Source organism: Micromonospora sp. NPDC049903 (assembly GCF_044460945.1).
Taxonomy (GTDB): domain Bacteria; phylum Actinomycetota; class Actinomycetes; order Mycobacteriales; family Micromonosporaceae; genus Micromonospora.
Window position 1 is genome coordinate 64,965 of the sequence record NZ_JBITKL010000014.1, and the last position, 24,985, is coordinate 89,949.

23 protein-coding genes are annotated in these 24,985 nt (G+C 70.3%); 13 read left to right on the top strand and 10 right to left on the bottom strand.

The features are described 5' to 3' along the window. Positions 1–247 precede the first annotated feature (247 nt). Entirely contained in the window at positions 248–1,651 is a 1,404-nt protein-coding gene (locus tag ACIBO1_RS20940) for a non-reducing end alpha-L-arabinofuranosidase family hydrolase (protein ID WP_396748956.1), read from the top strand. A 73-nt stretch (positions 1,652–1,724) separates the two neighbouring features. On the opposite strand, the gene mgtE is transcribed toward ACIBO1_RS20940, so the two are convergent. After that, entirely contained in the window at positions 1,725–3,053 is a 1,329-nt protein-coding gene (gene mgtE, locus ACIBO1_RS20945; protein WP_396748958.1) for a magnesium transporter, read from the bottom strand. 447 nt (positions 3,054–3,500) lie between these two features. Here mgtE and ACIBO1_RS20950 point away from each other — a divergent pair, with 447 nt between their 5' ends. Then, positions 3,501–4,517, top strand: a complete 1,017-nt coding sequence (locus tag ACIBO1_RS20950; protein WP_396748960.1) for a TerC/Alx family metal homeostasis membrane protein — start codon at positions 3,501–3,503, stop codon at positions 4,515–4,517. A gap of 84 nt (positions 4,518–4,601) precedes the next feature. On the opposite strand, the gene ACIBO1_RS20955 is transcribed toward ACIBO1_RS20950, so the two are convergent. From ACIBO1_RS20955 to ACIBO1_RS20970, 4 genes are all read right to left on the bottom strand, one after another. Continuing rightward, positions 4,602–5,396 (bottom strand): ABC transporter permease, encoded by a 795-nt coding sequence (locus ACIBO1_RS20955; protein ID WP_396748962.1) that lies wholly within the window; start codon positions 5,394–5,396, stop codon positions 4,602–4,604. Further along, positions 5,393–6,280, bottom strand: a complete 888-nt coding sequence (locus tag ACIBO1_RS20960) for an ABC transporter ATP-binding protein (RefSeq protein ID WP_396748964.1) — start codon at positions 6,278–6,280, stop codon at positions 5,393–5,395. The genes ACIBO1_RS20955 and ACIBO1_RS20960 overlap by 4 nt, the downstream gene beginning before the upstream one ends. Continuing rightward, the gene (locus ACIBO1_RS20965) at positions 6,277–7,143 is read right to left on the bottom strand and encodes a DUF4097 family beta strand repeat-containing protein (RefSeq protein ID WP_396748967.1); all 867 of its coding nucleotides are present in this window, start codon (positions 7,141–7,143) and stop codon (positions 6,277–6,279) included. The genes ACIBO1_RS20960 and ACIBO1_RS20965 overlap by 4 nt, the downstream gene beginning before the upstream one ends. 75 nt (positions 7,144–7,218) lie before the next feature. Further along, the gene (locus ACIBO1_RS20970; RefSeq protein ID WP_396748969.1) at positions 7,219–7,725 is read right to left on the bottom strand and encodes a toxin-antitoxin system HicB family antitoxin; all 507 of its coding nucleotides are present in this window, start codon (positions 7,723–7,725) and stop codon (positions 7,219–7,221) included. Between the two features lie 158 nt (positions 7,726–7,883). Here ACIBO1_RS20970 and ACIBO1_RS20975 point away from each other — a divergent pair, with 158 nt between their 5' ends. After that, positions 7,884–10,004: an acyltransferase family protein gene (locus ACIBO1_RS20975; RefSeq protein ID WP_396748971.1), complete on the top strand. Its 2,121-nt coding sequence runs from the start codon at positions 7,884–7,886 to the stop codon at positions 10,002–10,004. A 555-nt stretch (positions 10,005–10,559) separates the two neighbouring features. Next, positions 10,560–11,765 (top strand): acyltransferase family protein, encoded by a 1,206-nt coding sequence (locus tag ACIBO1_RS20980; protein WP_396748974.1) that lies wholly within the window; start codon positions 10,560–10,562, stop codon positions 11,763–11,765. A gap of 80 nt (positions 11,766–11,845) precedes the next feature. On the opposite strand, the gene ACIBO1_RS20985 is transcribed toward ACIBO1_RS20980, so the two are convergent. Together ACIBO1_RS20985 and ACIBO1_RS20990 are read right to left on the bottom strand one after the other, a co-directional pair. After that, positions 11,846–12,448, bottom strand: coding sequence for an ABC transporter permease (locus tag ACIBO1_RS20985; RefSeq protein WP_396748977.1), 603 nt, complete (start codon positions 12,446–12,448; stop codon positions 11,846–11,848). Positions 12,449–12,474: 26 nt separating this feature from the next. Beyond that, on the bottom strand, positions 12,475–13,431 hold the full coding sequence (locus ACIBO1_RS20990) for an NAD-dependent epimerase/dehydratase family protein (protein WP_396748979.1): 957 nt from the start codon (positions 13,429–13,431) through the stop codon (positions 12,475–12,477). A 110-nt stretch (positions 13,432–13,541) separates the two neighbouring features. On the opposite strand from ACIBO1_RS20990, the gene ACIBO1_RS20995 reads away from it, so the two are divergent. Then, entirely contained in the window at positions 13,542–14,234 is a 693-nt protein-coding gene (locus ACIBO1_RS20995; protein WP_396748982.1) for a TetR/AcrR family transcriptional regulator, read from the top strand. Between the two features lie 164 nt (positions 14,235–14,398). Then, positions 14,399–15,961: a hypothetical protein gene (locus ACIBO1_RS21000; RefSeq protein WP_396748984.1), complete on the top strand. Its 1,563-nt coding sequence runs from the start codon at positions 14,399–14,401 to the stop codon at positions 15,959–15,961. Between the two features lie 91 nt (positions 15,962–16,052). Here ACIBO1_RS21000 and ACIBO1_RS21005 read toward each other — a convergent pair whose 3' ends face one another. Then, positions 16,053–17,174: a M14 family zinc carboxypeptidase gene (locus ACIBO1_RS21005; RefSeq protein ID WP_396748986.1), complete on the bottom strand. Its 1,122-nt coding sequence runs from the start codon at positions 17,172–17,174 to the stop codon at positions 16,053–16,055. A 407-nt stretch (positions 17,175–17,581) separates the two neighbouring features. On the opposite strand from ACIBO1_RS21005, the gene ACIBO1_RS21010 reads away from it, so the two are divergent. Beyond that, entirely contained in the window at positions 17,582–18,211 is a 630-nt protein-coding gene (locus ACIBO1_RS21010) for an NTP transferase domain-containing protein (protein ID WP_396748988.1), read from the top strand. Between the two features lie 20 nt (positions 18,212–18,231). Here the strand turns inward: ACIBO1_RS21010 and map are convergent, their stop codons facing one another. After that, a complete protein-coding gene (gene map, locus ACIBO1_RS21015; RefSeq protein ID WP_396748990.1) occupies positions 18,232–18,999 on the bottom strand; it encodes a type I methionyl aminopeptidase in 768 nt (255 codons plus the stop codon). 81 nt (positions 19,000–19,080) lie between these two features. Between map and ACIBO1_RS21020 the strand changes: the two genes are divergently transcribed. Both ACIBO1_RS21020 and ACIBO1_RS21025 read left to right on the top strand, forming a co-directional pair. Next, positions 19,081–19,353 (top strand): helix-turn-helix transcriptional regulator, encoded by a 273-nt coding sequence (locus ACIBO1_RS21020; protein WP_350699075.1) that lies wholly within the window; start codon positions 19,081–19,083, stop codon positions 19,351–19,353. Between the two features lie 80 nt (positions 19,354–19,433). Continuing rightward, a complete protein-coding gene (locus ACIBO1_RS21025) occupies positions 19,434–20,066 on the top strand; it encodes a TOPRIM nucleotidyl transferase/hydrolase domain-containing protein (RefSeq protein WP_396748992.1) in 633 nt (210 codons plus the stop codon). Here the strand turns inward: ACIBO1_RS21025 and ACIBO1_RS21030 are convergent. Beyond that, positions 20,018–20,542 carry a hypothetical protein gene (locus ACIBO1_RS21030; RefSeq protein ID WP_396748994.1) on the bottom strand — a complete coding sequence of 175 codons (525 nt, stop codon included), beginning with the start codon at positions 20,540–20,542 and terminating at the stop codon, positions 20,018–20,020. The genes ACIBO1_RS21025 and ACIBO1_RS21030 overlap by 49 nt on opposite strands. 225 nt (positions 20,543–20,767) lie before the next feature. Between ACIBO1_RS21030 and ACIBO1_RS21035 the strand changes: the two genes are divergently transcribed. The 4 genes from ACIBO1_RS21035 (at position 20,768) to ACIBO1_RS21050 (ending at position 24,950) form a co-directional block, all read left to right on the top strand. Continuing rightward, a complete protein-coding gene (locus tag ACIBO1_RS21035; protein WP_396748997.1) occupies positions 20,768–22,732 on the top strand; it encodes a fibronectin type III domain-containing protein in 1,965 nt (654 codons plus the stop codon). Between the two features lie 109 nt (positions 22,733–22,841). Then, entirely contained in the window at positions 22,842–23,474 is a 633-nt protein-coding gene (locus tag ACIBO1_RS21040) for a hypothetical protein (protein WP_396748999.1), read from the top strand. Between the two features lie 64 nt (positions 23,475–23,538). Beyond that, positions 23,539–24,192 (top strand): hypothetical protein, encoded by a 654-nt coding sequence (locus ACIBO1_RS21045; protein ID WP_396749001.1) that lies wholly within the window; start codon positions 23,539–23,541, stop codon positions 24,190–24,192. Next, complete coding sequence (locus tag ACIBO1_RS21050) at positions 24,189–24,950, top strand: sulfite exporter TauE/SafE family protein (protein WP_396749004.1); 762 nt, start codon at positions 24,189–24,191, stop codon at positions 24,948–24,950. The genes ACIBO1_RS21045 and ACIBO1_RS21050 overlap by 4 nt, the downstream gene beginning before the upstream one ends. Positions 24,951–24,985: the final 35 nt, after the last annotated feature.

The window sequence follows — 24,985 nt, forward strand, 5'->3', positions numbered from 1 at the left end:
ATCCTGTTCGCGCCGACGCGCCGACACCTGAGCGCGCGGGCCGGACCGGGTTGAGTACGCGTACTTAGGTGCGCGTGGGCGTCGGCACCGGCCCCGGATGGGCGCAAAAACCTAAATCGCATCCACCAGCGTCAAAGGTTGAGGGGTTGGGAGCGCTCCCGTAGCATGCCTGACACGTATGTTAACGCTCACCTAACAATGACCTTCGCGAATGCGCTGGTCGATTCCGTGCTGGGAAGGATGCTTTATGGCTAGATCCAGAATGGTCAATGCCAGTCTGGTGTCGGCCGGCGTAGCGATGCTGGCGACATCGGCGGTGGCCGTCGTCGCACCGCCGGCCGGCGCCGCAGCGGCAGGTTGTTCGGTCACGTACGCCGTGGCGTCGCAGTGGCAGGGTGGATTCGGCGCCAACGTGTCGATCACGAATCTCGGCGATCCGTTGAGCAGCTGGACGTTGACCTGGTCTTTCGGCGCCGGGCAGACGGTGACGCAGTCCTGGAACACCACGTTGACGCAGAGCGGCACGGCGGTGACCGCGAGGAACGTGAGCTACAACGGCGCGATCCCGACCAACGGCTCGGTGTCCTTCGGGTTCAACGGTTCCTGGACGAGCAGCAACCCGGCGCCGACCAACTTCGCCCTCAACGGCGTGGCCTGCAACGGCGGCACCACGCCGACGACCCCGCCGCCCACCACGCCGCCGCCGACCACCCCGCCCCCGACCACTCCGCCGCCGTCGGGTAACTGCTCGCTGCCGTCGTCGTACCGGTGGTCGTCGACGGGTGCGTTGGCGCAGCCGCGGTCGGGTTGGGTGTCGTTGAAGGACTTCACCCACGCCCCGTACAACGGTCAGCAGCTCGTCTACGCCACCACGCACGACACCGGCACCAGTTGGGGGTCGATGAACTTCGGCCTGTTCTCCAACTGGAACCAGATGGGCTCGGCCAGCCAGAACGCCATGCCGTTCTCCGCCGTCGCCCCGTCACTGTTCTACTTCGCACCCCGCAACGTCTGGGTCCTGGCCTACCAGTGGGGCGGCCCCGCGTTCTCCTACCGCACGTCCACCAACCCGACGAACGTGAACAGCTGGGGACCGGCGCAGACGTTGTTCACCGGATCCATCTCCAACTCCGGGACCGGGCCGATCGACCAGGCACTCATCGGCGACAGCCAGAACATGTACCTCTTCTTCGCCGGGGACAACGGCCGCATCTACCGGGCCAGCATGCCGATCGGGAACTTCCCCGGCAGCTTCGGCTCCAACTACACCACGATCATGACCGACACCACCAACAACCTGTTCGAAGGCGTGCAGGTCTACAAGCTCGAAGGCGAGAACCGGTACCTCATGCTCGTCGAGGCCATCGGCTCCCAGGGACGCTACTTCCGCTCCTTCACCGCCACCAGCCTGGGCGGCACCTGGACCCCGCAGGCGGCCACCGAGAGCAACCCGTTCGCGGGTAAGGCCAACAGCGGCGCCACCTGGACCAACGACATCAGCCACGGTGAGCTGCTGCGCACCAACGCCGACCAGACCATGACCGTGAACGCCTGCAACCTCCAGTTCCTGTACCAGGGCCGTTCACCCAACTCCGGCGGCGACTACGGCCTCCTGCCCTACCGCCCCGGACTGCTCACCCTGCAACGCTGAGCCACCACCACGCACCCGACGGGCCTACGACCGGCCCGTCGGGTGCACGGCTGCCGGCGCGATCAGGGTCAGGTCAGAACGTCAGCACGACGTGCGCGACGCCGAAATAGATGATCAGCCCGGTGGCGTCGACGAGCGTGGTCACCATCGGCGCGGAGACGACCGCCGGGTCGATACGGAGCCGTTTGGCCAGCACCGGCATGGTGGCGCCGACGGTGGCGGCCCAGGCGCAGATGATCACCAGCGAGACGCCGACGACCAGGGCGATCTCACCGCCGACCACGACCACGCCGACGACCAGGCCGACCGCTGCCAGCAGCGCGCCGAGCAGCAGACCGACCCGGGACTCCCGCCAGATCACCGCCGGCAGGTCCGAGCCGCGCAACTCGCCCAGCGCGAGAGCGCGTACGGCGGAGGTGGTGGCCTGTGCACCCGCGTTCCCGCCGGTGCCCACGAGCAGCGGGATGAACAGGGCCAGCGCGGTCACCTGCGACAGCGTGGCCTCGAACGCCTGGAGCACGTTGACGGTGAGCACCGAGGCGACGATGAGCAGCAGCAACCAGGGTGCCCGGGAGCGGGCCAACCGCCAGACGCTCACCGCCATGTAGTGACCGGGCCAGGGCGCGGTACCGGCCTGACGGGCCACGTCCTCGGTGTCCGCCGCCTCGATGATCTCCATCGCGTCGTCGATGGTGAGCAGGCCGACGAGTCGGTCCTCACTGTCCACTACCGGCAGGGCGATGGTGTTCGTCTCCCGCATCAGGCGGGCGGCCTCCTCGGCCGGGTCGGTGGCGCGGGCCCGGAAGACGTGGGTGTCGACCAGATCGGCCACCGGCACGTCGGCGGCGCTCAGCACCAGGTCGCGCAACTCCACCACGCCGACCAGGCGGCGGCCCGGGTCGACCACCGGCAACACGTACACGGTCTCGGCCTCGGCGCCCTTGCGCCGCACCACGTCGAGCGCCTGGGCGGCAGTCACCTGCCGGGGCAGCGCGACCGCCTCCGGCGTCATGATCTGCCCGACCGAGCCGGGCGGATAGCCGAGCAGCTCGGCGGTCATCTGTCGCTCGCGCGGCGAGAGCCCGGCCAGGACGCGCCGGGCGACCTTGGCCGGCGCCTCGGTGAGCATGCGGGCCCGGTCGTCCGGGTCCATCTCCTCGACCAACTCGTGGAACGCCTGGTCGCGCAGCCCCACCAGGATGCGCTGCTGGTCCACCGGGTCCAGTTCCTCGAAGACGGCGAGTGCCGGGTCCTTGTCGAGCAGCCGGAACGGCACCCCGGCGGCGACCGCGTCGAGTCGGGCGAGTTCGTCGGCGATCTCGTACGGCGGTCTGCTGTCCAACCACCCACGGATCATCTCGAGGTCGTTGCGGTCGACGAGCTGCTGCAACGTCCCGGTCATCCGATCACCTCCGCAGGTGGCGCTGGTCGGTGCAAAGTTCCGTAGCTACCCGGCACGCATGCCGGGTACGCCGACAATCCGCCCGGCGTGGCCCAGGCCATACCGATGGCAGCCGGGCGTGCGGCCTCGACGGTGGGTGTGTCCGCTCCGTACACCACGATCGCTGTCGGTGACGTGCCGCGACGCCCTCGGTGATCTCCACCACGGTCGCGCCCCGGCCGGTGTCGCTCACCTCGTGTGGAGCGGGCGGGGTGCCGTCATGCCGACGCGCCGCGCGCCGACGCCTGGCGGCCGGGGTCGGCCTGTCCTAACCTTGGCGGTACGAGGGGAGTACTTCCCACGAACCATACCGGTCAGTACGGCGCACCCCGGGTGTGCCTCGGGTGGTTGCCCACGAACGGTGGGTGAAGGAGACCTCGAACATGACACGGTGTTCGAGGAAGGCCCATGCCCGAATTGTCTTACTCCGCCGGTGAACTTCACTCCGTAGGCACGCCGTTGCTCTGGACGGTGACCATCGTCGGGGTGCTGGCCCTGCTGGTGCTCGACTTCGCGGTGACGCATCGCCCGCACCGGGTGTCGCTGAAGGAAGCGTTGGGCTGGTCGGCCTTCTACATCGCACTGCCGCTGACCTTCGGTGCCTGGGTCTGGTCCGAGTTCGGCTCCGAGCCGGGCGTCCACTACCTCACCGGCTATCTGGTCGAGAAGTCGCTGTCGGTGGACAACCTCTTCGTGTTCATGCTGCTGTTGGCGGCGTTCGCGGTGCCGACGGAGCTGGCCCAGCGGGTGCTGCTGTTCGGCATCGCCGGGGCGCTGGTGCTGCGAAGTATCTTCATCGCGTTGGGTGCGGCGGCGTTGCAGACGTTGGACTTCGCGTTCCTGATCTTCGCGTTGATCCTGTTGTTCACGGCCGCGAAGTTGCTGCGGGACGCGTTCACCGGGCACGAGCAGTCGGTGGACATCGGCAACATGCGTTCGGTGCGGCTGCTGCGCCGGTTCATGCCGGTGGTGCACGAGTACCACGGCACCAAGATGGTCGTGCGGGTCGACGGCCGCCGCGCTCTCACGCCGTTGGCGCTGGTGGTGGTGGCGGTCTTCGCCGCCGATGCGGTCTTCGCGGTGGACTCGGTGCCGGCGGTGTACGGCATCACCGAGGATCCCTATCTGGTCTTCGCCACGAACGCCTTCGCGCTGCTGGGTCTGCGGGCGCTCTACTTCGTGCTGCACGCCGCGCTCAGCCGCCTGGTCCACCTCAGCTACGGCCTGGCGATCATCCTGGCGTTCATCGGTGTCAAGCTCGGCCTGCACTGGGCGCACGGCATCTGGGAGGGCGTGCCGGAGATCCCGACTCTGGCGTCGTTGCTGGTCATCATCTTGGTGCTGACGGTCGTGACGATCACCAGCCTGCGCGCCACCCGCAACGTGGTGCCGGGCTCCAAGGAGGTCGTCACCGAACGCCGGTGAGCCTGCCGCCCTCGATTCGCCTACCACGACCGGAACGCATGCCCGGACGGCATGCGTTCCGATTCCCCGGGTGACCCGGTCGGGTCAGCGGACGGACTTGCGCACGTAGAGGGTGCGGGCCCAGGCGTAGCCGACGACGATCATGACGGCACACCAGGCGAGGGCCAGCCAGACGTGCCGCCCCGGGTCCGCCCCGGCGAGCAGTGCACGAGTGGTCTCGATGAAGGCCGTGAACGGCTGCCAGTCGGCGAACCACCGCACCCCCGCCGGCATCGAGTCGGTGGGGACGAAGCCGCTGCCGAGGAAGGGCAGCAGGGTGAAGACCATCGGAGTGTTGCTCGCGGTCTCCACCGTGCTCGCGCTCATCCCCATGGCGACGGCCACCCAGGAGACCGCGAAACAGACCAGGCCGAGGAACGCGGTGAGGACGAGCCAGTCCAGGAGACCGGCGGCCGGACGCAGACCCATCAGCACGGCGACGCCGAGGACCACGGCGAGGCAGAGGACGCCCTGCACGGTGTTGCCGAGCACGTGTCCGGTGAGTACGGCGGCGCGCGAGATCGCCATGGACCGGAACCGGGCGACGATGCCTTCGGTCATGTCCTGGGCGATGCCGATGGAGGCCCCGGAGGCGATGCCGGCGACCCCGATGAGCAGGATGCCGGGTACGACGTAGGCGAGGTAGGTCCGGGTCGCGCCGCCGGTCCCGCCAGCCGGTAGGCCGGCGCCGAGGGTGTTGCCGAGGACGTAGACGAACAACAGCAGCAGGACGACCGGGATGCCGATGACGAACCCGGTGAGCCCGGGATAGCGGATCATGTGCAGCAGGTTGCGGTGGAGCATGGTCACCGCGTCGGCGACGGTGGTCCTGGTGCTCATCGGTGCTCCCTGTTCGAGGCGGCCGGAGTCGTGGTGAGTGCGAAGAACACGTCGTCGAGGCTGGGGGCGCGCACGCTGACGTTCGCGGAGTGGACGTCGTCGATGTCGGCCAGAGCCCGGCGGAGACCGTCGGCAGTGCCGTCGGTAGGGATCTCGTGGACGACCTTGCCGTCCGGGCCGTGCACCACGAGGACCTCGGTGCCGACGCGGGACTTGAGCTCGGCCGGAGAGCCCTCGCCGACCATCCGGCCGCCGTGCAGGACGGCGACCCGATCGGCGACCCGGTCGGCCTCTTCGAGGTACTGGGTGGTGAGCAGGATGGTCACCCCGTCGGCGAGCAGTTCACGGACGATCTCCCACATGGTCTGTCGGCTGCGCGGGTCGAGCCCGGTCGTCGGCTCGTCGAGGAAGATCACCTTCGGGCTGCCGACCAGGGTCATCGCCAGGTCCAGCCGTCGCTTCATGCCTCCGGAGTAGGTGTGCAGAGGCTTCCGGGCGGCCTCGACGAGATCGAACCGGGCCAGCAGTTCGTCCACGCGACGGCGGCCGGCGCGAGCGCCCAGATGCCGCAGCCTCGCCATCAGCCGCAGGTTCTCCTCCCCGGTCAGCAGCCCGTCCACGGCAGCGAACTGGCCGGTCAGCCCGATCGCCGCGCGTACGCCGTCGGGGTCGCGTGCCAGGTCGTGTCCGGCGACGGTGACCGTCCCGGCGTCCGGGGCGACGAGGGTCGAGAGGACGTGCACGGTGGTGGTCTTGCCGGCGCCGTTCGGACCCAGCAGGGCGAACACGGTGCCGGCCGCGACGGTGAGGTCGATGCCGTCCAGGACGGTCCGGTCGCCGTAGGTCTTACGAAGCCCGACGGCGGTGATGGCGCTGCTGCTCATGCGGTGGCCTCCCGTTCCGGTAAGTCGGTGGCGCGGCGGATGACGACGTCGGCATAGTCGGCACGCAGGCGCAGCTCCACGTGCCGTCCGGTGTTCGCGGCGTCGGCGTCAGGGGTGAGTTCGTTGCGTACGCGGCCGTGCGCGGAGAAGGCGTCGATCCAGGCGGCCAGCCCGGCCGGTACGCCGACCTCCACGTCCGCGTGTCCGTTCTCGATCCGGATGCTTCCGCCGCTCACCTCGCGGATCCGGACCGGGCCGTGGGCGCTGCGCGCGGTCACGTCGCCGAGGGCACGGCCGATGGTCAGCGCACCGGAGGTGGCCACGGTGACCGATCCGCCGGTGGTGCCGAGCTCGATCGGGCCGTGCGAGCCGCGCAGCCGGACCTCGCCCCCGACTCGCCGGACGTTCACCAGTCCGTGGCCGACCGTGCCGTCGAGTCGGCCGGTGACCTGGGCGACGTCGATGGTGCCGTGCGGGGATTCGAGCACGAGGTCGTCGACGGTGTCGGCGTTGACGTTGCCGTACTTCGCGACGACGCGGGAGTCGCCGAACCTGCCGCGCAGGTTCACCGATCCGTAGGCGTTCTCGATCGCCACCCGTGATCCGGTGGGCAGCTCGCACCGGACGTCCACCGAGTCGCTCTGGCCGAAGAGGTTGAGCCGGCGCGGCACGGTGATCCGGAGCCGGCCACCGTCGAACGAGACCGTGGCGTCCCGGGCCAGCGAGACGTCGCCGGACCGGCCGGGCCGGCTGGGTACGACCTCGACGGTGACGTCGTCGCGGTCCGAGGCGATCAGTTCGACCAGACCGACGCCGAGTTTGGCGTCCAGGTCGATCGGGCCGGTGGTGTCGTAGGTGGGCATGGTGCTACCTCCACAGGGCGCGCCGGATCGGTCCCGCCGGCGGCGGGACGACAGGAAGAGTGGGTGCGGCGGGGCTTAGCGGGCCCAACCGGTAAAGCGTGAGCCGCCTCGCGTGTCGCGTTTCGCGGCACGGCGGGTCTTCGGTTCGAGCGCGGTGCCGATCGCCCGGACGAGCCAGGAGTTGACCGAGAGCCCTTCCTCGGCCGCGGCCTGCTCGACGCGGGCCTTCAGCCGGTCGGGCAGTCGGAGCGTGGTGCGGGACGTGACGGTGTCGTCGAGCGGCTCCGGCGTGGGAGCGGGCGGATCCTCCGGGGCCGGAGTGTGCTCCTCCGCCGAGCCGGGCGGAGGAGTCACGACCAGGTGCGGATCGCGGCCCCGGAACACCACGTCGACCGAGCCCGGTGCGATCTCCCTGGTGATCTCGCTCGCCGCGTCGCTGAGCACTTCGAGCACCATCAACCGGGTCGCGGCGTCGAGCGTGAGACTGAGCCGTTCGGCAACGGCTCGTGTCTCGGGATCGCCGGTCTCCGCCGTTGCCGCGAGCTGTGCGCGCAGCTCCGTGACGTATCGCTCCAGGTTCATGACACCACCATAGTGCCAGAGTGGTGTCAAGCCAAGCCTAATTGACACCACATGACACCACGCGACACCACTGGTGGGGCATGTGGGTCCGAAGGGGTGCCCGAAAACGGTCAAAAGCTTCTTTATTGCCTCTATGCTCCGCCCCGAGAGGGGTGGAGATGACACGGACAGAGGAACGAGCCGGGACGATCCTGACGGGCCGGTTCCGCGATGACGTCGAAGGACTGCGTGGTCTCGCGCTCGTGCTGGTGCTGGTCGGGCATGCCGGCGTGGCAGCGCTGCCGGGATTCTTCGTCGCCGTCGACGTCTTCTTCGTGATCTCCGGCTTCCTGATCACCGGTCTGCTCGTCGACGAGATGCGCCGGACCGGCCGAATCTCCATCACCGCGTTCTACGTCCGGCGCGCCAAGCGACTGTTGCCCGCCGCCAGCGTCGTCGTCGTGGCGAGCATGCTGCTCACGTACCTCTTCCTGCCGCCGATCCGGTGGTCCGAGACCGCCCGGGACGCCCTGGCCAGCGCGGTCTACGCGATGAACTGGCGGCTGGTCGAGCAGTCGACCGACTACCTGCGGTCGGAGGAGGCGCCGAGCATCCTCCAGCACTTCTGGTCGCTCGCCGTCGAGGAGCAGTTCTATCTGGTCTGGCCGCTGCTCCTGCTGACCGCCGTGGCGCTCGGTCGCCGACGGGCGCAGTCGGTCGAGGCGCGATCGCCGGTGGACGTCCGTGGTCGGCACCGCCGACGGTTCTTCGTCGACCGGGCGTCCGCGCCGGTGCTCGTCGCGATCGCCCTGGTCGGCGTACCGTCGCTGGCCTGGTCGGTGCACCTGAGCCAGAGCGAGCCCGCGCGGGCGTACCTCGTCACCACCACCCGGATGTGGGAACTGGCGCTGGGCGGTGCGCTGGCGATCCTGAGCGGCCATCTCTCCCGGCTGCCCCGACCGGCCGCGGTCACGCTCGGCTGGGCAGGCATGGCCATGATCGCCATCGGCGCGGTGCTGATCGGGCCGGATGCGGCCTATCCGGGACACCTCGCGCTGCTGCCCACCCTCGGCGCGGTGGCGATCATCGCGGCCGGTCCCGGGGCCGGACGGTACGGGCCCGCGCTGCTGCTGGAGAGGCGGTCGATGCGTGCGGTAGGGGTCGTCTCGTACTCCTGGTATCTCTGGCACTGGCCGTTGCTGGTCGTCGCCGAGGCGCGCTGGGGCCCGTTGGGGACCACTGCCGGCCTGGCGATGATCCTCTGCTCTGCGGTCCCGGCGGTGCTGACCCACTACCTGGTGGAGAACCCGTTCCGGTACGCGCAGTTCTCCCCGGCCCGCACCCTGCGGATGGGACTGGTCGCCACCAGCCTGACCGTCCTGGCCGGTGTCGGCCTGAGCCTCGCGGTGCGGCCATCGGCCGCACCGGGCCCCACGCAGCTCGCCGGTGCCGGTCCGGCGTCGCCCGGCGGCGATCCGGCGCTGGTGGACCGCTTCGCCCGGATCACGCCCGACCCGCTCCACGCCCGCGACGACCTGCCCGACGTCTATCGGGACGACTGCATCACGCAGGCGCAGGAGTCGAGTCTGCGCACGTGCGTCTACGGCGACCGTGACTCGCCGGTGGAGGTCGCGCTGGCCGGCGACTCGCACGCGGCGCACTGGGTGCCGGCGTTGCAGCAGGTCGCGACGGAACGTGGCTGGCGGCTGGTCACCTACATCAAGACCGCCTGTTCGCTCATGACCGCCCCGACGGTCGTCGGCGGGCGGGTCGACGAGAGCTGTACGGAATGGAACCGCGAACTGCGGACGGCGCTCACCGGCGAGCGACGACCCCGGCTGCTGATCGCCTCCAGCGTGACCCAGATCCCGCTGGTGGGTGGCGCCACTCCGGCACCCGGGCCCTCGACGGCCGACGCGCAGACAGAGGCGCTCGCCCGGACCTGGTCCGAGTTGACCGGGGCGGGGGTGCCGCTGGTGGTCATCCGAGCCACTCCGGCGTTCCGGGTGGACATGGCCGAGTGCGTCTCCGCCAACCGGGAACGGCTCAGCGCCTGCGCCCAGCCGCGCCAGCCCGCGCTCGTCTGGGGCGTACCGCAGGAGCGGGCGGCGGCCACCGTGGCGCAGGTGCATCTGGCCGACCTCAACGACGCGATCTGTCCGGGCGAGCGCTGTGCCGCGGTGATCGACGGGGTGCTCGTCTATCGGGACGCGCACCATCTGACCGCCACGTACGCGCGCCGTCTCGCGCCCCGACTTGACGACTTCCTGCTCCGGCACACCGCGCGGCACCTGTCGTGAGACGGCACAGCGGATTCAGCCTTCCGGGTTACTTGGGGCGTTTCGCACTACTTGTCCGTATCGGCGGTGTGATGCTGGCCCGCGTACGAGAAGTCGAACGTCGCGGGCGGTCCTGAACCTGGTCGGCACCCGGCCGGGTGCAACAGGACGACCCTCCGATCTCGCCGTCTCCTCGTGATCCGAGGAGACGACACGAGCCGGCCGATTCCGGACAGCATCCGGGTACGCGCCGCAGAGGTCGCCACGCCGCGTTCGGGCTCCGCCCAAGAGGTGACCCGCGCCTGCGCCGGTTCATCGGCCGGGTCGGTGCACTGTGGACGGTGGTCGACGGTCTGCTCGGACATCTGCCCAGCGGCGGTCGTGGTGCGAGTCGGCCACGGCCGCCGCTGGCGGCCGTTGTGAGGTCCGCCGCCGCCTGGCCATCCCGTGCAGAGTGGACAAATCGCTAAAACCATGATGAAAGCCGTAAAGATGTCGATACTGCATGTGTCACATGCGGCGGTCGGCACGACGACTCGACCTCCGTTCGGATCTGATCCGCAAAGGAGTCGTCACGTGCAGGCGTGGTTCAACGAAGGGCGCTCGCCGACGCTGCAAGACAGATACTCGGCCCGGCACAACGCGTTCGGCGCGCTGCGCCTGGCGATGGCGTGCGGCGTGATCATCGCCCATGCCGGGCCGATCGGATTCGGGGTGGGCAATCTCGGGACGGGCCTCTTCGCGGGCCAGAGCGACATCGGCACGATCTCCCTCTACGGCTTCTTCCTGATCTCCGGGTTCCTCGTCACCGACAGCGCGCTGCGCTCGTCCCTGTCGCAGTACATCCGCGCCCGCCTGCTGCGGGTGTTTCCCGGCCTGTGGGTCTGCCTGCTGGTCACGGCCTTCGTCATCGCGCCGCTGGTGGCCCTCTACGAGAACGGCAACCTCGACGGCTTCTGGGGACACCCGGAGGGCCCGTTCGACTACGTCACCACGAACATTCTCGCCTCGATGGAGCAGTTTCCGATCTCCGGCCTGCTGGCCGACACCCCGTATGGGCGGCTCGGCGGAGGTCCGAGCGCGTTCGACGGCTCGCTCTGGACCCTCCGGTACGACCTGGCCTTCTACGGCGTGGTGGCCCTGCTGATGATGACCGCGGTGCTGCGCCGGTCGCCGCGTGCCGTCCTGCTGTTGACGGTCGTCTGCTACGCGCTGGTCCTGTGGGACTTCCTCAACGGACCGACCATCACCTCACGGCCGCCGCAGCACGGCGCGATCGGGCCGTTCCCGCTGCTCGGTGCCTTCGCCGCCGACTGGACGCTGATGCTCGGCTTCCTCTTCCTGCTCGGTACGGCCGCACGTCTGTACGCGCACCGCATCCCGGTCACCGGCGTGTGGGCGCTGGTGGCCGGTGTCGTGCTGACCGGCTCGATGCTCAAGGGGGGCTTCTTCGCGGTCGGCCTGCCGGCCTTCGCCTACCTGGTGCTGTACGCCGCAGTGGCGCTGCCGAAGCGACTGTCCAGGATCAGCCGACGGCACGACTACACCTACGGCCTCTACATCTACGGCTTCCCGGTGCAGCAGGTCCTCGCCCTGGTGGGTGGCGCCGAGTTCGGGATGTTCGGCTACATCGTGCTGAGCCTGCTCGGCACCCTGGTGTTCGCCGTACCCTCCTGGCACCTGGTGGAACGTCCCGCCCTGCGACTCAAGACCGAGAGCGTCCGGGCCCGCAGGCGCGCCGACCACGAGGCGGAGACCCGGCAGAGGCTGCCCGTCTCCTGAGCCTCGACCGGAGCCGGGTGGCGACGGCGGCAACGGGAAACGGTGGTCCTCGGACCACCGTTTCCCGTGTGCGGGTGGATCTATCGGTGCGCGGCGAGTCGACGGCCCTCCAGGACGGTGGCGAGCACGTACGCACCACCACCGGCGACGGCGAGGACCCAGAACGGGCCCGGTGTGCCGAGGAAGAGCGCCGCCGTGCCCACCAACGCGAGCCAGCTCCCGAGCAGATAGTGCAGCAGGTTACGGCGGGCGGCCCCCTCTGCCAGGTAGATCAGCCCGACCACGAACGCCGAGCCGGTGGGCCAGAGGACGGTCTGCAACTCGGGCCGGTCGAAGGCACTGGTCAGACCGGTGATGGCGAGGAACAGCGCGGTGAAACCGACGACCCAGGCGGAACCGAGCAGCCTGCCGGTGAGGGCCTCGGGACCGGCGACGCCTCGCTGGGCCCGGGTGGCGGCCACGGTGGCGGCGATCGAGCCGCCCACCAGGCCGGTGGCGAGCAGGGCCATCGGTAACCAGCCGGGTAGTTCCACCAGCGGGTCGCTGCCGGACGACACGGCGGCGGCACCGTGCCCGAGCAGGTAGGCGAGGGCGAAGCCGGCGTACGCGAGGCGGTTGTCGACCTGGCCGGGGACGCTGCGGCTGTCGAGGACGACGGTGGGTGCGATGGTGAGACTGGACATGGTGAACCTCCGGTGCGGTGTCGTCGTCAGGCAGCGGCGAGGGGGGCAGCGGCGCTCTTGCTCGGTGCGTCGCGCAGCAACGCGATCGCCTCGCGCAGCCCCTCGTCGATCGGCTGGGGGCGCAGGCCGAACGCGGCGGTGGCGGCCGAGGAGTCGAGCACGAACGGCCGCGTGAACTGGTACGCCGTGGTCCGGAACTCGCGCAGCATCGGGGCGAACAGGCCGGCGGCCCGGAAGACCGGCGCGGGAACGCTGGTGAGCTTCGGCGCGGGCACTCCGGCCAGCTCGGTGAAGCGGGTGGCGAGCTGCCGGATCGTCATCGGCGCCGCACTCGGCACATGCCAGGGACGGTTCCAGGCCCGCTCGTCGGTGGCGGCGGTGACCAGCATGGCCGCCACGTCGTTGATCGAGGTCCAGGTGTGCGGTACGTCGAGCGGGGCGGGGACGACGGCGCGCCGTCCGGCGAGCAGCGGCTGACCGAGGAAGAGGGTGAGGATCGACTGTGCCTGGAGGTAGTCGCTGGCGCGTACCTCGGTGACCGCGCGGAGGCGACCGGAACGCTGGGCGGCGAGGGCGTCGCGCCACATGTCGGCGCGCATCCGCAGCTTGGGGTGCGTGGCGGCGAGCGGGGTCTGCTCGGTCATCGGCCCGCTGACCTCGCCGTACCCGTAGAGGCAGCCGGCGATCACCAGTGGCGCGCCGGACCGCTCGGCGGCGGTGAGCAGCGCGTCGGCCATCGGCGGCCAGTCGGTGAGCCAGCGGTGGTAGGCCGGGTTCAGGCAGTTGTAGACGGCTGCCGTTCCCTGTGCGAGCTCGCTGAGCCGGTCGGCGTCGGTGGCGTCGGCGACGATCCGCTCGACGCGGGCGTGGATCGGGCCCCGCCCGGACCGGCTGACGATCCGGACCTGCTCACCACGCGTGGCGAGCAGTCGCGCGGTGGTCGAGCCGACCATGCCGGCGCCGACGATCAGGTGAACGGCCATCGAAGTCTCCCCTCGGTCGAGAGCAGTGCTCTCTGTTGAGACCAATGCTCATGCATGAGGGCACCCTTCGTCAAGAGCGGTGCTCTCGAATGTGTGCGACACTCTCCGGTATGCCTGCCGCCGCCATCCGGGCCAGGGCCCGAGCCGAGATGATCAACGAGATCAAGACGATCGCCCGCCGCCACCTCGCCGCGGAGGGGGCGAACCTGTCGCTACGGGCCGTCGCCCGGGACATGGGAATGGTCTCCTCGGCGATCTACCGCTACTTCCCGAGCCGGGACGAGCTGCTCACCGCGCTGATCCTGGACGGCTACCAGGCCCTCGGTGACGCGGCCGAGGCGGCCGACGCCGAGGTCACCGCCCGCAGCGACCTGCGCGGCCGGTGGCTCGCCGTGTCTCACGCGGTACGCCGCTGGGCGCTGGCCCACCCGGCCGAGTACGCCCTGCTGTTCGGTAGTCCGGTCCCCGGGTACGCCGCACCGCAGGAGACCACCGTGGCGGCGTCCCGGACCCCGGCCACCCTGATCCGGATCCTGCTCGACGGCTTCACCACCGGAGTCCTGGCCGATCCCGGCCCGGACGAGCTGCCCGGCCCGGTGCACGCCGATCTCGTCGTCGTGCGGGATCACCTCTTCGCCGGACTGCCCGAGACCCTGCTGGCACGGGGCTCCGTCGGCTGGATCCACTGCTTCGGTGCCGTCAGCTTCGAACTCTTCGGCCAGCTCGACGGCCTGATCACCGCACGGGACGAGTACTTCGACCACCAGATGCGCCGGATGGCCGACCTGATCGGCCTGCCCTGACGCGACTGTGGACGGGACGGTACGGGCGGCGGATGTCATCTAGCATCAGCTTTCCCGCCGTTGTCGTACTGCGGGATCGGCTTCCACTCACGGGAGTTCCTGGATTGTTCTCATCTCGCATCGGGGCCGCCTCCGGCCCCGGATCGTCCTCGCGTGCCCGCGTCATGGCCCGGGCCGCCGTCGCGTCGGCACTGGTCCCGGCGCTGCTGCTCGGTGCCGGCGCGCCTGCGGTCGCGGCGACCAACACGCTGACCATTACCACGCTGGACCGCAACGGCAAGAAGGTCACCGTCACCACGACCGTGGTCAACCTCGCCACCAACGAGCGCCGTTCGGTCAAGTCCAACAAGGCCAAGAAGCTGCCGAAGGGCACCTACGCGGTGCTCGCGGCGATCAGCACCGGGGACACCTCGACCCTCGGCGCCCGCACGGTCAAGGTCTCCGGTGCCAGCAAGACCACCGTGGACGCTCGCAAGGGCAAGCGGGTCTCGCTCGGCCTCAGCCCGGCGATCGACACGACCGGGCGGGAGATCCTGACCAACGGGCAGATCTGCACCCGCTCCGCGTCCGCGACCTACTCGGTCGACGGGTGGGACCCCGGCGGTGGGCTGTACGTCGTCCCGAACTCCTCGAAACGGCTGGCCTTCGCCGCGATGCGGTCCTGGGTCGACCACAGCGGAGTGTCCCCCCACTACGCGGTCATGTACACCACGACCAGTGTCCCGAGCACTCCGACCCGGACCTTCAGGCAGTCCTCGCTCGCCACGGTGGACGTGGAGACCCGACGCGGCCCGTCGGCGGCGAACTACAGCAGCCTGGGGGTGCAGCCGATCGACCGTTCCTGCGGCAGCGACATGTACGCCGGCCTGGTCAGCACCGATCAGCCGTACCGGACGAAGATCCGCCTCTCGGCCGGCAAGTGGGACGTCGGGGTACACGCCTACACCGAAGCCAAGGACGGAACGGCACCGGTCGTCGGGCACTACTTCGCCCCCCGTACGGTCAGCGCGGGCAAGTCGTACACGCTGCGGTTCTTCCGGTCCGCCTGGGGGCCGTCGACCTGGCTGCCGCAGCTCACCAACGGCTGGCTGTCGTACTCGCTGAACGACATGTTCGCCGACCCCGGCTTCCCCCGCCGCAGCGTCGAGGGCGGCGACAAGGCGACCGCGACCCTGAAGTTCGGTGGCAAGACGGTCAAGACCAAGAAGGACAGGGGCTGGGAGCCGTACTTCACCAGCCTTGAGTACAAGGTCAAGAAGAGTGGTTGGTACACGCTCACCAACGACGCGAGCCGCTACTACCCGGAGATCACCTTCCCGGCCGGGATGCTGTCGCCGAAGACCAGCGTCACGTACCGGTTCAAGGCGAAGCCGAACAGCTCGGTGACCGCGCCCGTCTACGCGCTGACCATGCTGCCCACCGGCCTCGACCTGCACAACCGGGCCAAGGCCGGCGGCAGCACGAACGTCCAGTTGAAGCTGAGCCGCCCCAAGGCCGGTCCGGACGCCAAGCTGGGCAAGAACCCGAAGGTGAAGACGGTCACCGCCAGGGCGTCCTTCGACGGCGGCAAGACCTGGCGTTCGGTACCGGTCAAGAAGATCAACGGCGTGTGGACCGCCCAGGTGGGCAACCCGACGTCCGGCGCGGTCTCGTTGCGGGCGCGGGTCACCGACACCATCGGCGGCTACACCGACGTGACGATCATCCGGGCGTACGCGATCGGCTGATCCGGCCACCGTCACGACGACGGGCCCCCTTCCCGCCCGGGGAAGGGGGCCCGCTCGGTGACCGGATGCGCCCGGTCACCTGTGGTGCTGCCTACCAGTACTTCGGCAGCTCGTAGAAGTCGTCGCCGTTCAGGTTGTCGACCGACCGGTCCGCCATCCGCTCGGCGATGCCGAAGATGCCGGCCTCGACAGCCTTGGTCAGCTGACCCTTCTGCTTCTGGCCCCAGGCGTGGGACTGGCCGCGTACCTCGAACAGGACGCTCGCGCTGCCGTTGAGGGCGAACGCCGACCGGGCCTGCCCGGCGTAGTCACGGTCGAAGCTGTAGCCGTCCGCGACCTGGTAGTGGACGTACTGGCTGACCCCACCGAAGAACGGCGAGCCGGTGCCGGAGCCGTTGCCCGCGTGCTGCATCATGCCGAGCGCGGCGGCCAGCGTGTGCCGGCGGGAGGCGTCCTGGTCGAGCAGCGGCCAGTCGGCGTACCTCGGGTTGCCGGCGGCCTCCGAGCCGAGCGGCGGGAAGTCCAGCGCCACCGTGACGTACTGGTCGGTCCCGATGTTCTCGTTGCACGGGCCCATGTGGTGCAGGTCCACGTAGGCGTGGACCTTGCCGAACTCGTCGCGCAGGTTGACGTAGAGGTCACGCAGTGCCCGGGACTCGTTGGTCAGGTACATGCCGGGCAGCGTCTCGTTGGACGGCCGCGTCGCGGGCGAGGGCTCGGCGGTCAGGTCCGCGCTGAAGTCCCGGTTGACGTCGAAGCCCTGCGCGCCGTTGCTGTAGTAGTACGGCGCGTTGGTGCCGGCCAACTGCGGGAACTTCTCGACCACCTCGTTCCACGGGAAGTCGTTCTGCCGACGGTTCAGCTCCGCACCGTCGGGGTTGAACTTCGGAACGGCGACGATGGTCAGGTTGTCCCGGATCGCCTTGGCCTGCGGGCTCCCGCTGGACCCGAGGGTCTTGAGCATCTGCAGCAGCGCCTCGGTGCCGGTCTTCTCGTTGCCGTGGATCTCGCTCGTGATCAGCAGTACGCGGTCACCGGTGCCGACGCGGGCGGTGTAGATGTCCCGGCCCCGGTGGGACTGGCCGATGACGTCCACGGCGACCCGGCCGTTGCTGGTCGCCTCGATCTGGGCGAGCTGCTTGCCGAGCTGTGCGTAGTCGGTCCACCCGGAGGCGGATCGGTTGCCGGGCAGATTGCCGCAGTTCGCGTTCACGTTCTCTGCTGACGAGGACGGCGCGAACAGGGTTACGGCACACATTGTTGCGACAGTTGTCGACACCAAAAGGCGACGGTGCATCAGACCTCCTACATCTGTATGAATTCGGCTGCTCGGTGCGTCGATCCGGGCGTTTTCCGGGCGGCTCCCACCTCGTTTTCGCTGTCCTCTGCGGCCACGTATCGCCTGCTGGCAGGCTTTCGGTGGCGTGAATCCGTCGACCGGATGAGGCAAAACTAAAGGCGTTGGTTAATGTGCATCGGTGTCGACCAGCGTGTTTGAGGAAACTTTGAGGTTCGCGGTGGTCGATCGAGCTGCGGCGGCCGTCGCCGGCACTATTCAAAATCGGTCCACCACGCAATGGTGGCGCTGAGTTCTCGGCTGCCCGGTGTTAACGTCCAGGGGTGGATTCGACACGTGCCGGGTCCGGCTCGCCGGTCGCCGGGCTGGTGCTCGCGGCCGGCGCGGGCCGCCGGTACGGGCGACCCAAGGCGCTCGTGGAGGTGCGCGGCCGGCTGCTCGTGGAACGTGCGGTGGCCACCCTGGCGGCCGGTGGCTGCGATTCGGTGGCCGTGGTGCTCGGTGCCGACGCGGAGTCGGTCGCCGCCCGCGCCGATCTGGCCGGAGCGACGGTGGTCGTCAATCCGGAGTGGGCCGGCGGGATGGGGTCGTCCCTGCGTGCCGGTCTCGCCGCGCTGACGCCGACCCCGGCGGTGGCCGTGCTGGTGCTCCTGGTCGACATGCCGGGCATCACCCCCGAGGCGGTACGCCGACTCGTCGGTCTCGCCGCGCCGCAGGTGCTCGCGATGGCGGGCTACCACACCGGTCGCGGTCACCCGGTCCTGCTCGGTCGGGCGCACTGGGCGGGCGTCGCCGCGTCGGCCGTCGGTGACGTGGGTGCCCGTCCCTACCTGCGCGAACGTGCCGAACAGATCCGGGTCGTACCGGTGGCCGACGTGGCCGACTGCGGTGACATCGACACCGAGGCCGACCGGGCCAGGTTCCTCGCCGCCGGGGAGGCGGCGAGCGCCTGACGTGTCTGTGGGTGCCGCTCTCAGCGAGCGGTGAGGATCACCGGCCCGTCCTCGGTGATCGCGATGGTGTGCTCCCAGTGCGCGGCCCGGCTGCCGTCGGCGGACCGGAGCGTCCAGCCGTCCCGGTCCACCCGGTACCTGTCGTCACCACCGGCGAGGAACATGGGTTCGAGCGCGAGGACCAGCCCCGGCCTGAGCCGCAGGCCCCGGCCGGGCTTGCCCTCGTTGGGCACGAACGGGTCCTCGTGCATGGCGCGGCCGATCCCGTGGCCGCCGTGGTTCTCCATCAGACCGAATCCCCGCGACCGGCCGACGGTGCCGATGGCGTGGGCGATGTCGCCCATCCGGGCGCCGGGCGTGGCGGCGGCGATGCCGGCGTGCAGGGCGCGTCGGGTCTCGTCCACCAGCGTCTGGTCGTCCGGGTCGGCGGCGCCGACGATGACGGTCACCGCCGAGTCGCCGTGCAGCCCGTCGATGTACGCGCCGCAGTCGATGCTCAGCACGTCCCCCTCGGCGAGCCGGTACGACGTGGGGATGCCGTGCACCACCGCGTCGTTGACCGAGGTGCAGATGACCGCCGGGTAGGGGCTGGGTGCCGACCGGGGGTGGTAGTGCAGGAACGAGGGCTTCGCGCCGGCCTCGCTGATCACTGTGGCGGCGATCTCGTCCAACTCCCGTAGGGACGTGCCGACCGTGGCCGCCGTCTGGGTCGCGGCGAGCGCCGTCGCCACCACCCGCCCGGCCTCGCGCATCACGGCGATCTCGTTCGGCGTCTTCAACTCGACCATCTCTACCTCTTCGTCGTTCGTGCCGGCGGGGCGGTGTGCACTCCGGCCCTGGTATTTTAATACCAGGATTACTATAGGCCCATGGTGCGTACCCCGATGACCGAGGACGAGCGGGCGCGTGGGCTGGCGCTGGGGCGGTTGCTCCAGCAGGCGCGCGGCGGTCGGAGTGCCGCCGCCGTCGCCCTCCAGGCCGGCATCTCGCTGGACACGCTGCGCAAGATCGAACGCGGGGCGATCGCCTCGCCCGCCTACTTCACCGTCGCCGCCCTGGCCCGGGTGCTCGGGCTCTCGCTGGACGATCTGGCGACCCGGCTCGCCGAGCCGACCCCGTCCACCGGGCGACTCGCCTCCTGACCGCTCGGCCCACGCGGTAACTCGCTGGGCCGCCCGGGGGCAGGTCGGCATGATGGTGCTGACCGGCCAGGAGGTGAGGGGTGCGGATCCCGATCGACGCCCTGGGTGACGCCCGCGCCGTGCTCCTGGTCGAGGGGGCCAGCGACCAGGCGGCGGTGCAGGCGCTCGCCCTCCGGCGCGGCCGGGACCTGGCCGCCGAGGGCGTACGGGTGCTGCCGATGGGCGGGATCACCAACATCGGGCACCACCTGGTCCTACTCGGCCCGCAGGGGCGCGGCCTACCGCTGGCCGGCCTCTACGACGTGGCCGAGGAGGGCTTCGTCCAGCGCGGACTCGACCGGGCCGGCATCGCCACCGCCGCCTCCACCGCCCGGATCGCCGAACTCGGGTTCCACGTCTGCGTACGGGATCTGGAGGACGAGTTGATCCGGGCCGTCGGCACCGACGGGGTGCAGGAGTTCCTGGACGCGGTCGGGGACCTGCGATCCTTCCGGCTGTTCCAGCGACAGCCCGCGCAGCAGGGACGGGAGTTGACCGCCCAGTTGCACCGGTTCGTCGGCACCCGGTCCGGCCGCAAGGAGGCGTACGCCCGGCTCATGGTGCAGGCGCTCGACCTGGACCGGATGCCACGCCCGCTGGACGCGGTGCTCGACTCGGTCTCCGCTCACCACCTGGGCAGCATCGAGCCGGACAACCGGCCGCCGGGCCGGTAGGCCACGCACATCACGTCCCGATCACCGGCCGCCCAGGTCTCCTCGGTCGGCAGGACCGGATAGAAGCGCAGGTCCCGGTCCTGCCCGTCGGGCCAGGTGCGGGTGAACAGGTCCCGGCAGGCACCCCAGGCGAACTCGCCCAACGCGGCCGGCGCCCAGTCCGCGTCGTCGTCGGCGTGCACGAACCCGTACGTCTGGTTGTCCGCCGTCAACGCGCACGGCCGGTAGCGGACGACCGTCCCACCGGCCTCGGGCAGATGCACCGGGTCGTCGAAGCACTCGCCACCCTCGATGTCGAGGACGCCCGGCGTCTGCGCGCTGATGAAGTGTTCGTCCTTGATCACCACGGCGGCCGGGGCGGAACTGCCGACCAGGGCCCCGAGCAGGACCGCAGTGCAGAGCAGGGCGCCGCCGGCACGCAGTCGACGGCCGGTGCGGTCGGGGTGGGGTGACGGGGCGGTGTGCTGATCGGTCATAACGCCGCCGAGCGTACGAAGAAGACCTGAACGCAGGCGGTACGTCGGTGTCGAGCGGATGGCCGGCAGGCCAACAGTTGCTGGTCAGGACGGGATCACGGACGACTGTTCACTCGCTCGAAAGGATCTTGTTGCCGTCCGGTCGGGCACGACTGCGCGAATGACGACGGCGCGTGCCGGCAGGTGATCGACCACCGGTGCCGCCGTCCGCCTCCTCATTGAAGGGTGACCAGAGTCTTGACCGACCAGAAGGCTCCCTGGCGCATCGGTGCGCGCCGGACCAAGATCGTGGCGATCGGTGCCGCAGCCCTGATCGTCGGCGGTGTGGCGATCAGCCCCGCCGCCTTCGGCGACGCCCCGCCGGCCAAGCATCCCGCCGCCGAGATCCACAAGCCCTCCCCCGTACCGGACCGCATCATCCTGACCCCGACCACCACACCGTCCACCTCGCAGCGCGTCACCTGGCGGGCCGAGGCACCGGCGGAGTGGGCCCGCGCCGAGATCCTCGAAGCGCCCCGGGCACTGGGTGACGTCGTACCGCCCACCGGCGCGGTGACCCGCCTCTCCGCGCTGTCCAGCACGGCGGTCAACACCTCGCTCGGGTACGCCTCGACCTACCACACCGTCGAGTTCACCGGCCTCACGCCGAACACCCGGTACACCTACCGGGTCGGCGACGGCAGCAACTGGAGCGAGTGGATCGACTTCACCACCGCCGCCGCCGACTTCGCGCCGTTCTCGTTCATCTACTACGGCGACGCCCAGAACTACATCGACTCGGCCGTGCCCCGGGTCTTCCGGCAGGCGTTCGCCGACCGGCCGAAGGCCAAGGCGATCGTCAACGCCGGTGACCTGATCGACCACGCCAACAGCGAGGAGCAGTGGGGCCAGTGGTACAAGGCCAGCGGCTTCATCGACGGCCAGATCAACAACATCTCGGTCCCGGGTAACCACGAGTACAGCGGCGGCCTGTCGCAGTTCTGGCGGCCGCAGTTCCCGTACCCGGACAACGGGCCGGGCAACCCGGAACTCAAGCAGACCGTCTACTCCCTCGACTACCAGGGCGTGCGCTTCATCGCCCTGGACTCCAACCACCAGAGCAACGCCACCCTGATGGCCGCGCAGACCGCCTGGCTGGAGGGGGTCCTCAAGGACAACCCGAACAAGTGGACGGTGGTGACCTTCCACCACCCCGTCTACTCGACCACCGGCAGCCGCAACAACGCCCAGGTCCGCAACCAGTGGGGCCCGCTGTTCGAGAAGTACGGCGTCGACCTGGTGCTCCAGGGCCACGACCACTCGTACGGCCGGGGCAACGTGGCCACCAACCGTCGCTCGGCCGCCGTGCACGACGGCACGGTCTATGCGGTGTCCGTCTCCGGCGGCAAGATGTACCAGCTCAACAGCGGGCAGAACTGGACCGGCAACGGTGCCGAGGTGACCAGCACCAGCCAGAACACCCAGCTCTATCAGCTCATCGACGTCGAGCAGGGCACGCTGCGCTACGAGTCGCGCTACGCCAACGGGCAGCACCACGACGGGTTCCTGATCCGCAAGAACGACCAGGGCGAGCGGACCGTCAACGAGCTGCGTACCCCGCAGAACACGGCCGGTCAGCAGGTCACGGTCGACAAGACCACGGTCGACGTGAAGGGCACGGTCGCCGTCTCCGCGTACGGCTACGACCCGGCCGAGAAGGTCGCCGTCCACCTGCGCGAGGCCGGCAGCACCGGTGACACCGGCCGGGACGAGGACCGCATCGCCACCGTGACCGCCGACGAACTGGGCCGGATCAGCTACGCGCTGACCGTGCCGGCCAGCACCAACGCGGGCAGCGCGTACGAGGTGTTCCTCACCAGCAAGAACCAGAAGATCACCAGCCCGGCCATCACGGTGACCGGCTGGAAGGTCGACGTGCAGGCCCGCGCTCACTGCGTCGGCACCACCGCGCACGTCTCGGTCACCGCCCGCAACACCGACGCCGGTCCGCTGGACGTCGAGCTGGTGACGCCGTACGGCTCGCGGAAGGTCTCCGACGTCGCTCCCGGCAAGTCCGCCAGCCAGGCGTTCACCAGCCGGGCCAGGTCCGTGCCGGCCGGTACCGCCACGGTCACGGTCACCGGAACGGTCGACGGCGACCCGGTGACGATGCGGGTCGAGGTGCCGTTCGACGCGGCGAGCTGCGACTAGTCCACCTCGGTGGCGGCGTCCTCCCCGGCGCCGCCACCGTCTCCCGCCCGGACGAAACCGTCCGGCGAAGCCATCAGTTCCGCCCCAGCGAAGATCGACGGAGTAACGGATGAACACATGGAATCGTGAGCGGCTGCTCGCGGCGGTCGCCGCCGGTGCGCTGCTGGCCGGGTCGGTGGCGCTCGCGTCACCGGCGCTGGCCGAGCCCGGCACCGGCGGCGACGTGTCGGTGACGGTCGACATCGAGGAGATCACGGAGCCGGGAGTGCTCGCGATGTCGATCGCCGGCGACTCGGTGGCGTTGACCGAGGACGGGTCGACGCTGCTGGTCCGTCAGTTCGTCGGCGGTCTGCCGACGGTGACGGTCACCGACACCCGCGCCGCCGACGAGGTGCCGTCAGGTGCCGCGTGGGCGGTGCTCGGCAGCGCCACCGACTTCACGGGTGCGGCTGGTCAGGAGCCGATCGGCGCCGGGCACCTGGGCTGGAAGCCGAGTCTGGTCGACGGCGGCGACACCGGCCTGGTCAGTGAGGGTGAAGAGGTCGTGACGGTGCTGGACGAGCCGACGCAGCCGGGCAACAACGTGGGTCTGGTCGACCAGGAGCTGCTGGTCTCGACGTTCGACTCGGGTGCGGTCGCGGGTGGGGCGTACTCGGTCGACGCCGACCTGTTCCTGCGCACCCCGGCCGATGTCGCCGCCGGTGCGTACACCTCGACGTTGACCCTGTCCCTGTTCGAATGACCGCCGTGGGCCGTGGGGGCCGCGCGGTCGGACCCCCACGGCCCGGCGCGTTCCGGAGAGAACAATGAATCACCGCAGCATCGCGGGTGCGCTGCTCGCCGGCACGGCGGCCCTGGCCGTCACCACCGGTGGCGGCGGGCCCGCCGCCGCCCATCCCTTCGGGCCGCCCACGACGGCCCAGGTCGCCGCGGACGGTTCCCGGGTCGACCTGTCCTGGCAACCCGCCGAGGACGACTGGGTCGCGCTCGGCCAGTCGCTCGGCGCGTTCGAGGACCCCTCCACCGGCCCGGTCGCCACCCAGGTGACCGGCGAGCAGAAGCTCCGCGACTCCCTCGCCGTCCAGGACTACCTACGCGAGCGGATCACGGTCAGCCAGCAGGGCCGACCCTGCCGTGGGGAACTCCAGCCGCTGGACGCCCTGCTCGCCCAGGGAGCCCGGCTGCGCTTCGAGTGTCCGGCCCCGGTCACCGCGCTCGACATCACGGTGACCGCGCTCACCGACCTCAACCAGGCGTACCGCACGGTGCTGCGCGCCGAGTCGGCGACACCGGCCGAGGCACTGTTCACCGGCGCCGTCGGCACCCACCGTGTCGACTTCACCCGCTCGGGCGGCGGCTCCGCCCCGGCCGCCGCGCTGGCCGTCGGCGTCGTCGCCGCCGGTGGGCTCGGTGCGCTGCTCGTTGCCCTGACCCGACGACGTAACCGGAGTACGGCATGAACGACCTCAACGGGCTCGACGAGCGCCTGATCGCCCTGTTCGACAACGCGGCCCTGTTCTGGGTCGCCCTGGTCGTGGCGGTCGGTGTCGGCGCCGCACACGCGGTGGCACCCGGGCACGGCAAGAGCGTCACCGCCGCGTACCTGGTCGGTACGCACGGCCGCTACCGGGACGCGCTCCGGCTCGGCGTGATCGTCGCGGTGATGCACACCTTCTCCGTCCTGGTGCTGGCGCTGGTCTGGACGGGATTGAGCGGCGTGGCCGACCTCGGCACCAGGACGATCACCGCCGTGCTCCAGGTGGTGGCCGGGATCGTGGTGATCGGTGTCGGCGCGCACCTGATCCGACGTCACCTCACCAAGCGGGGCCACCACCATCACCACCACGGCGACGACGGCCACCACCATCACCACGACGTCCCGGTCGACCCGTGGTCCCGGCGTGGGCTGATCGCGCTCGGGCTTTCCGGTGGGCTGCTGCCCTCGCCGTCGGCCTTCCTGATCCTGGTCAGCGGCCTGCTGACCGGCCGCTCCCTGGGGGCGGTGGTGATCGTGCTCGGGTTCGGCGTCGGGATGGCGCTGACGCTGACCGGCGTCGGCGTGCTCACCATCCGGGGGCAGGCGCTGCTCGCCGGGCGAGCCGGCCGAGGTGCGCTGGTGGCCGGTCTGGCGGCCTGGATGCCGGCGATCGCCGGTGCGGCGGTCTGCCTCGGGGGATGCCTCTACGTGGCCGCGGCCGTCTCGGCCCTCGCCGCCTGACCGGCCGTCTGAGCCTTCGCCGTCCGTCTCGGCTC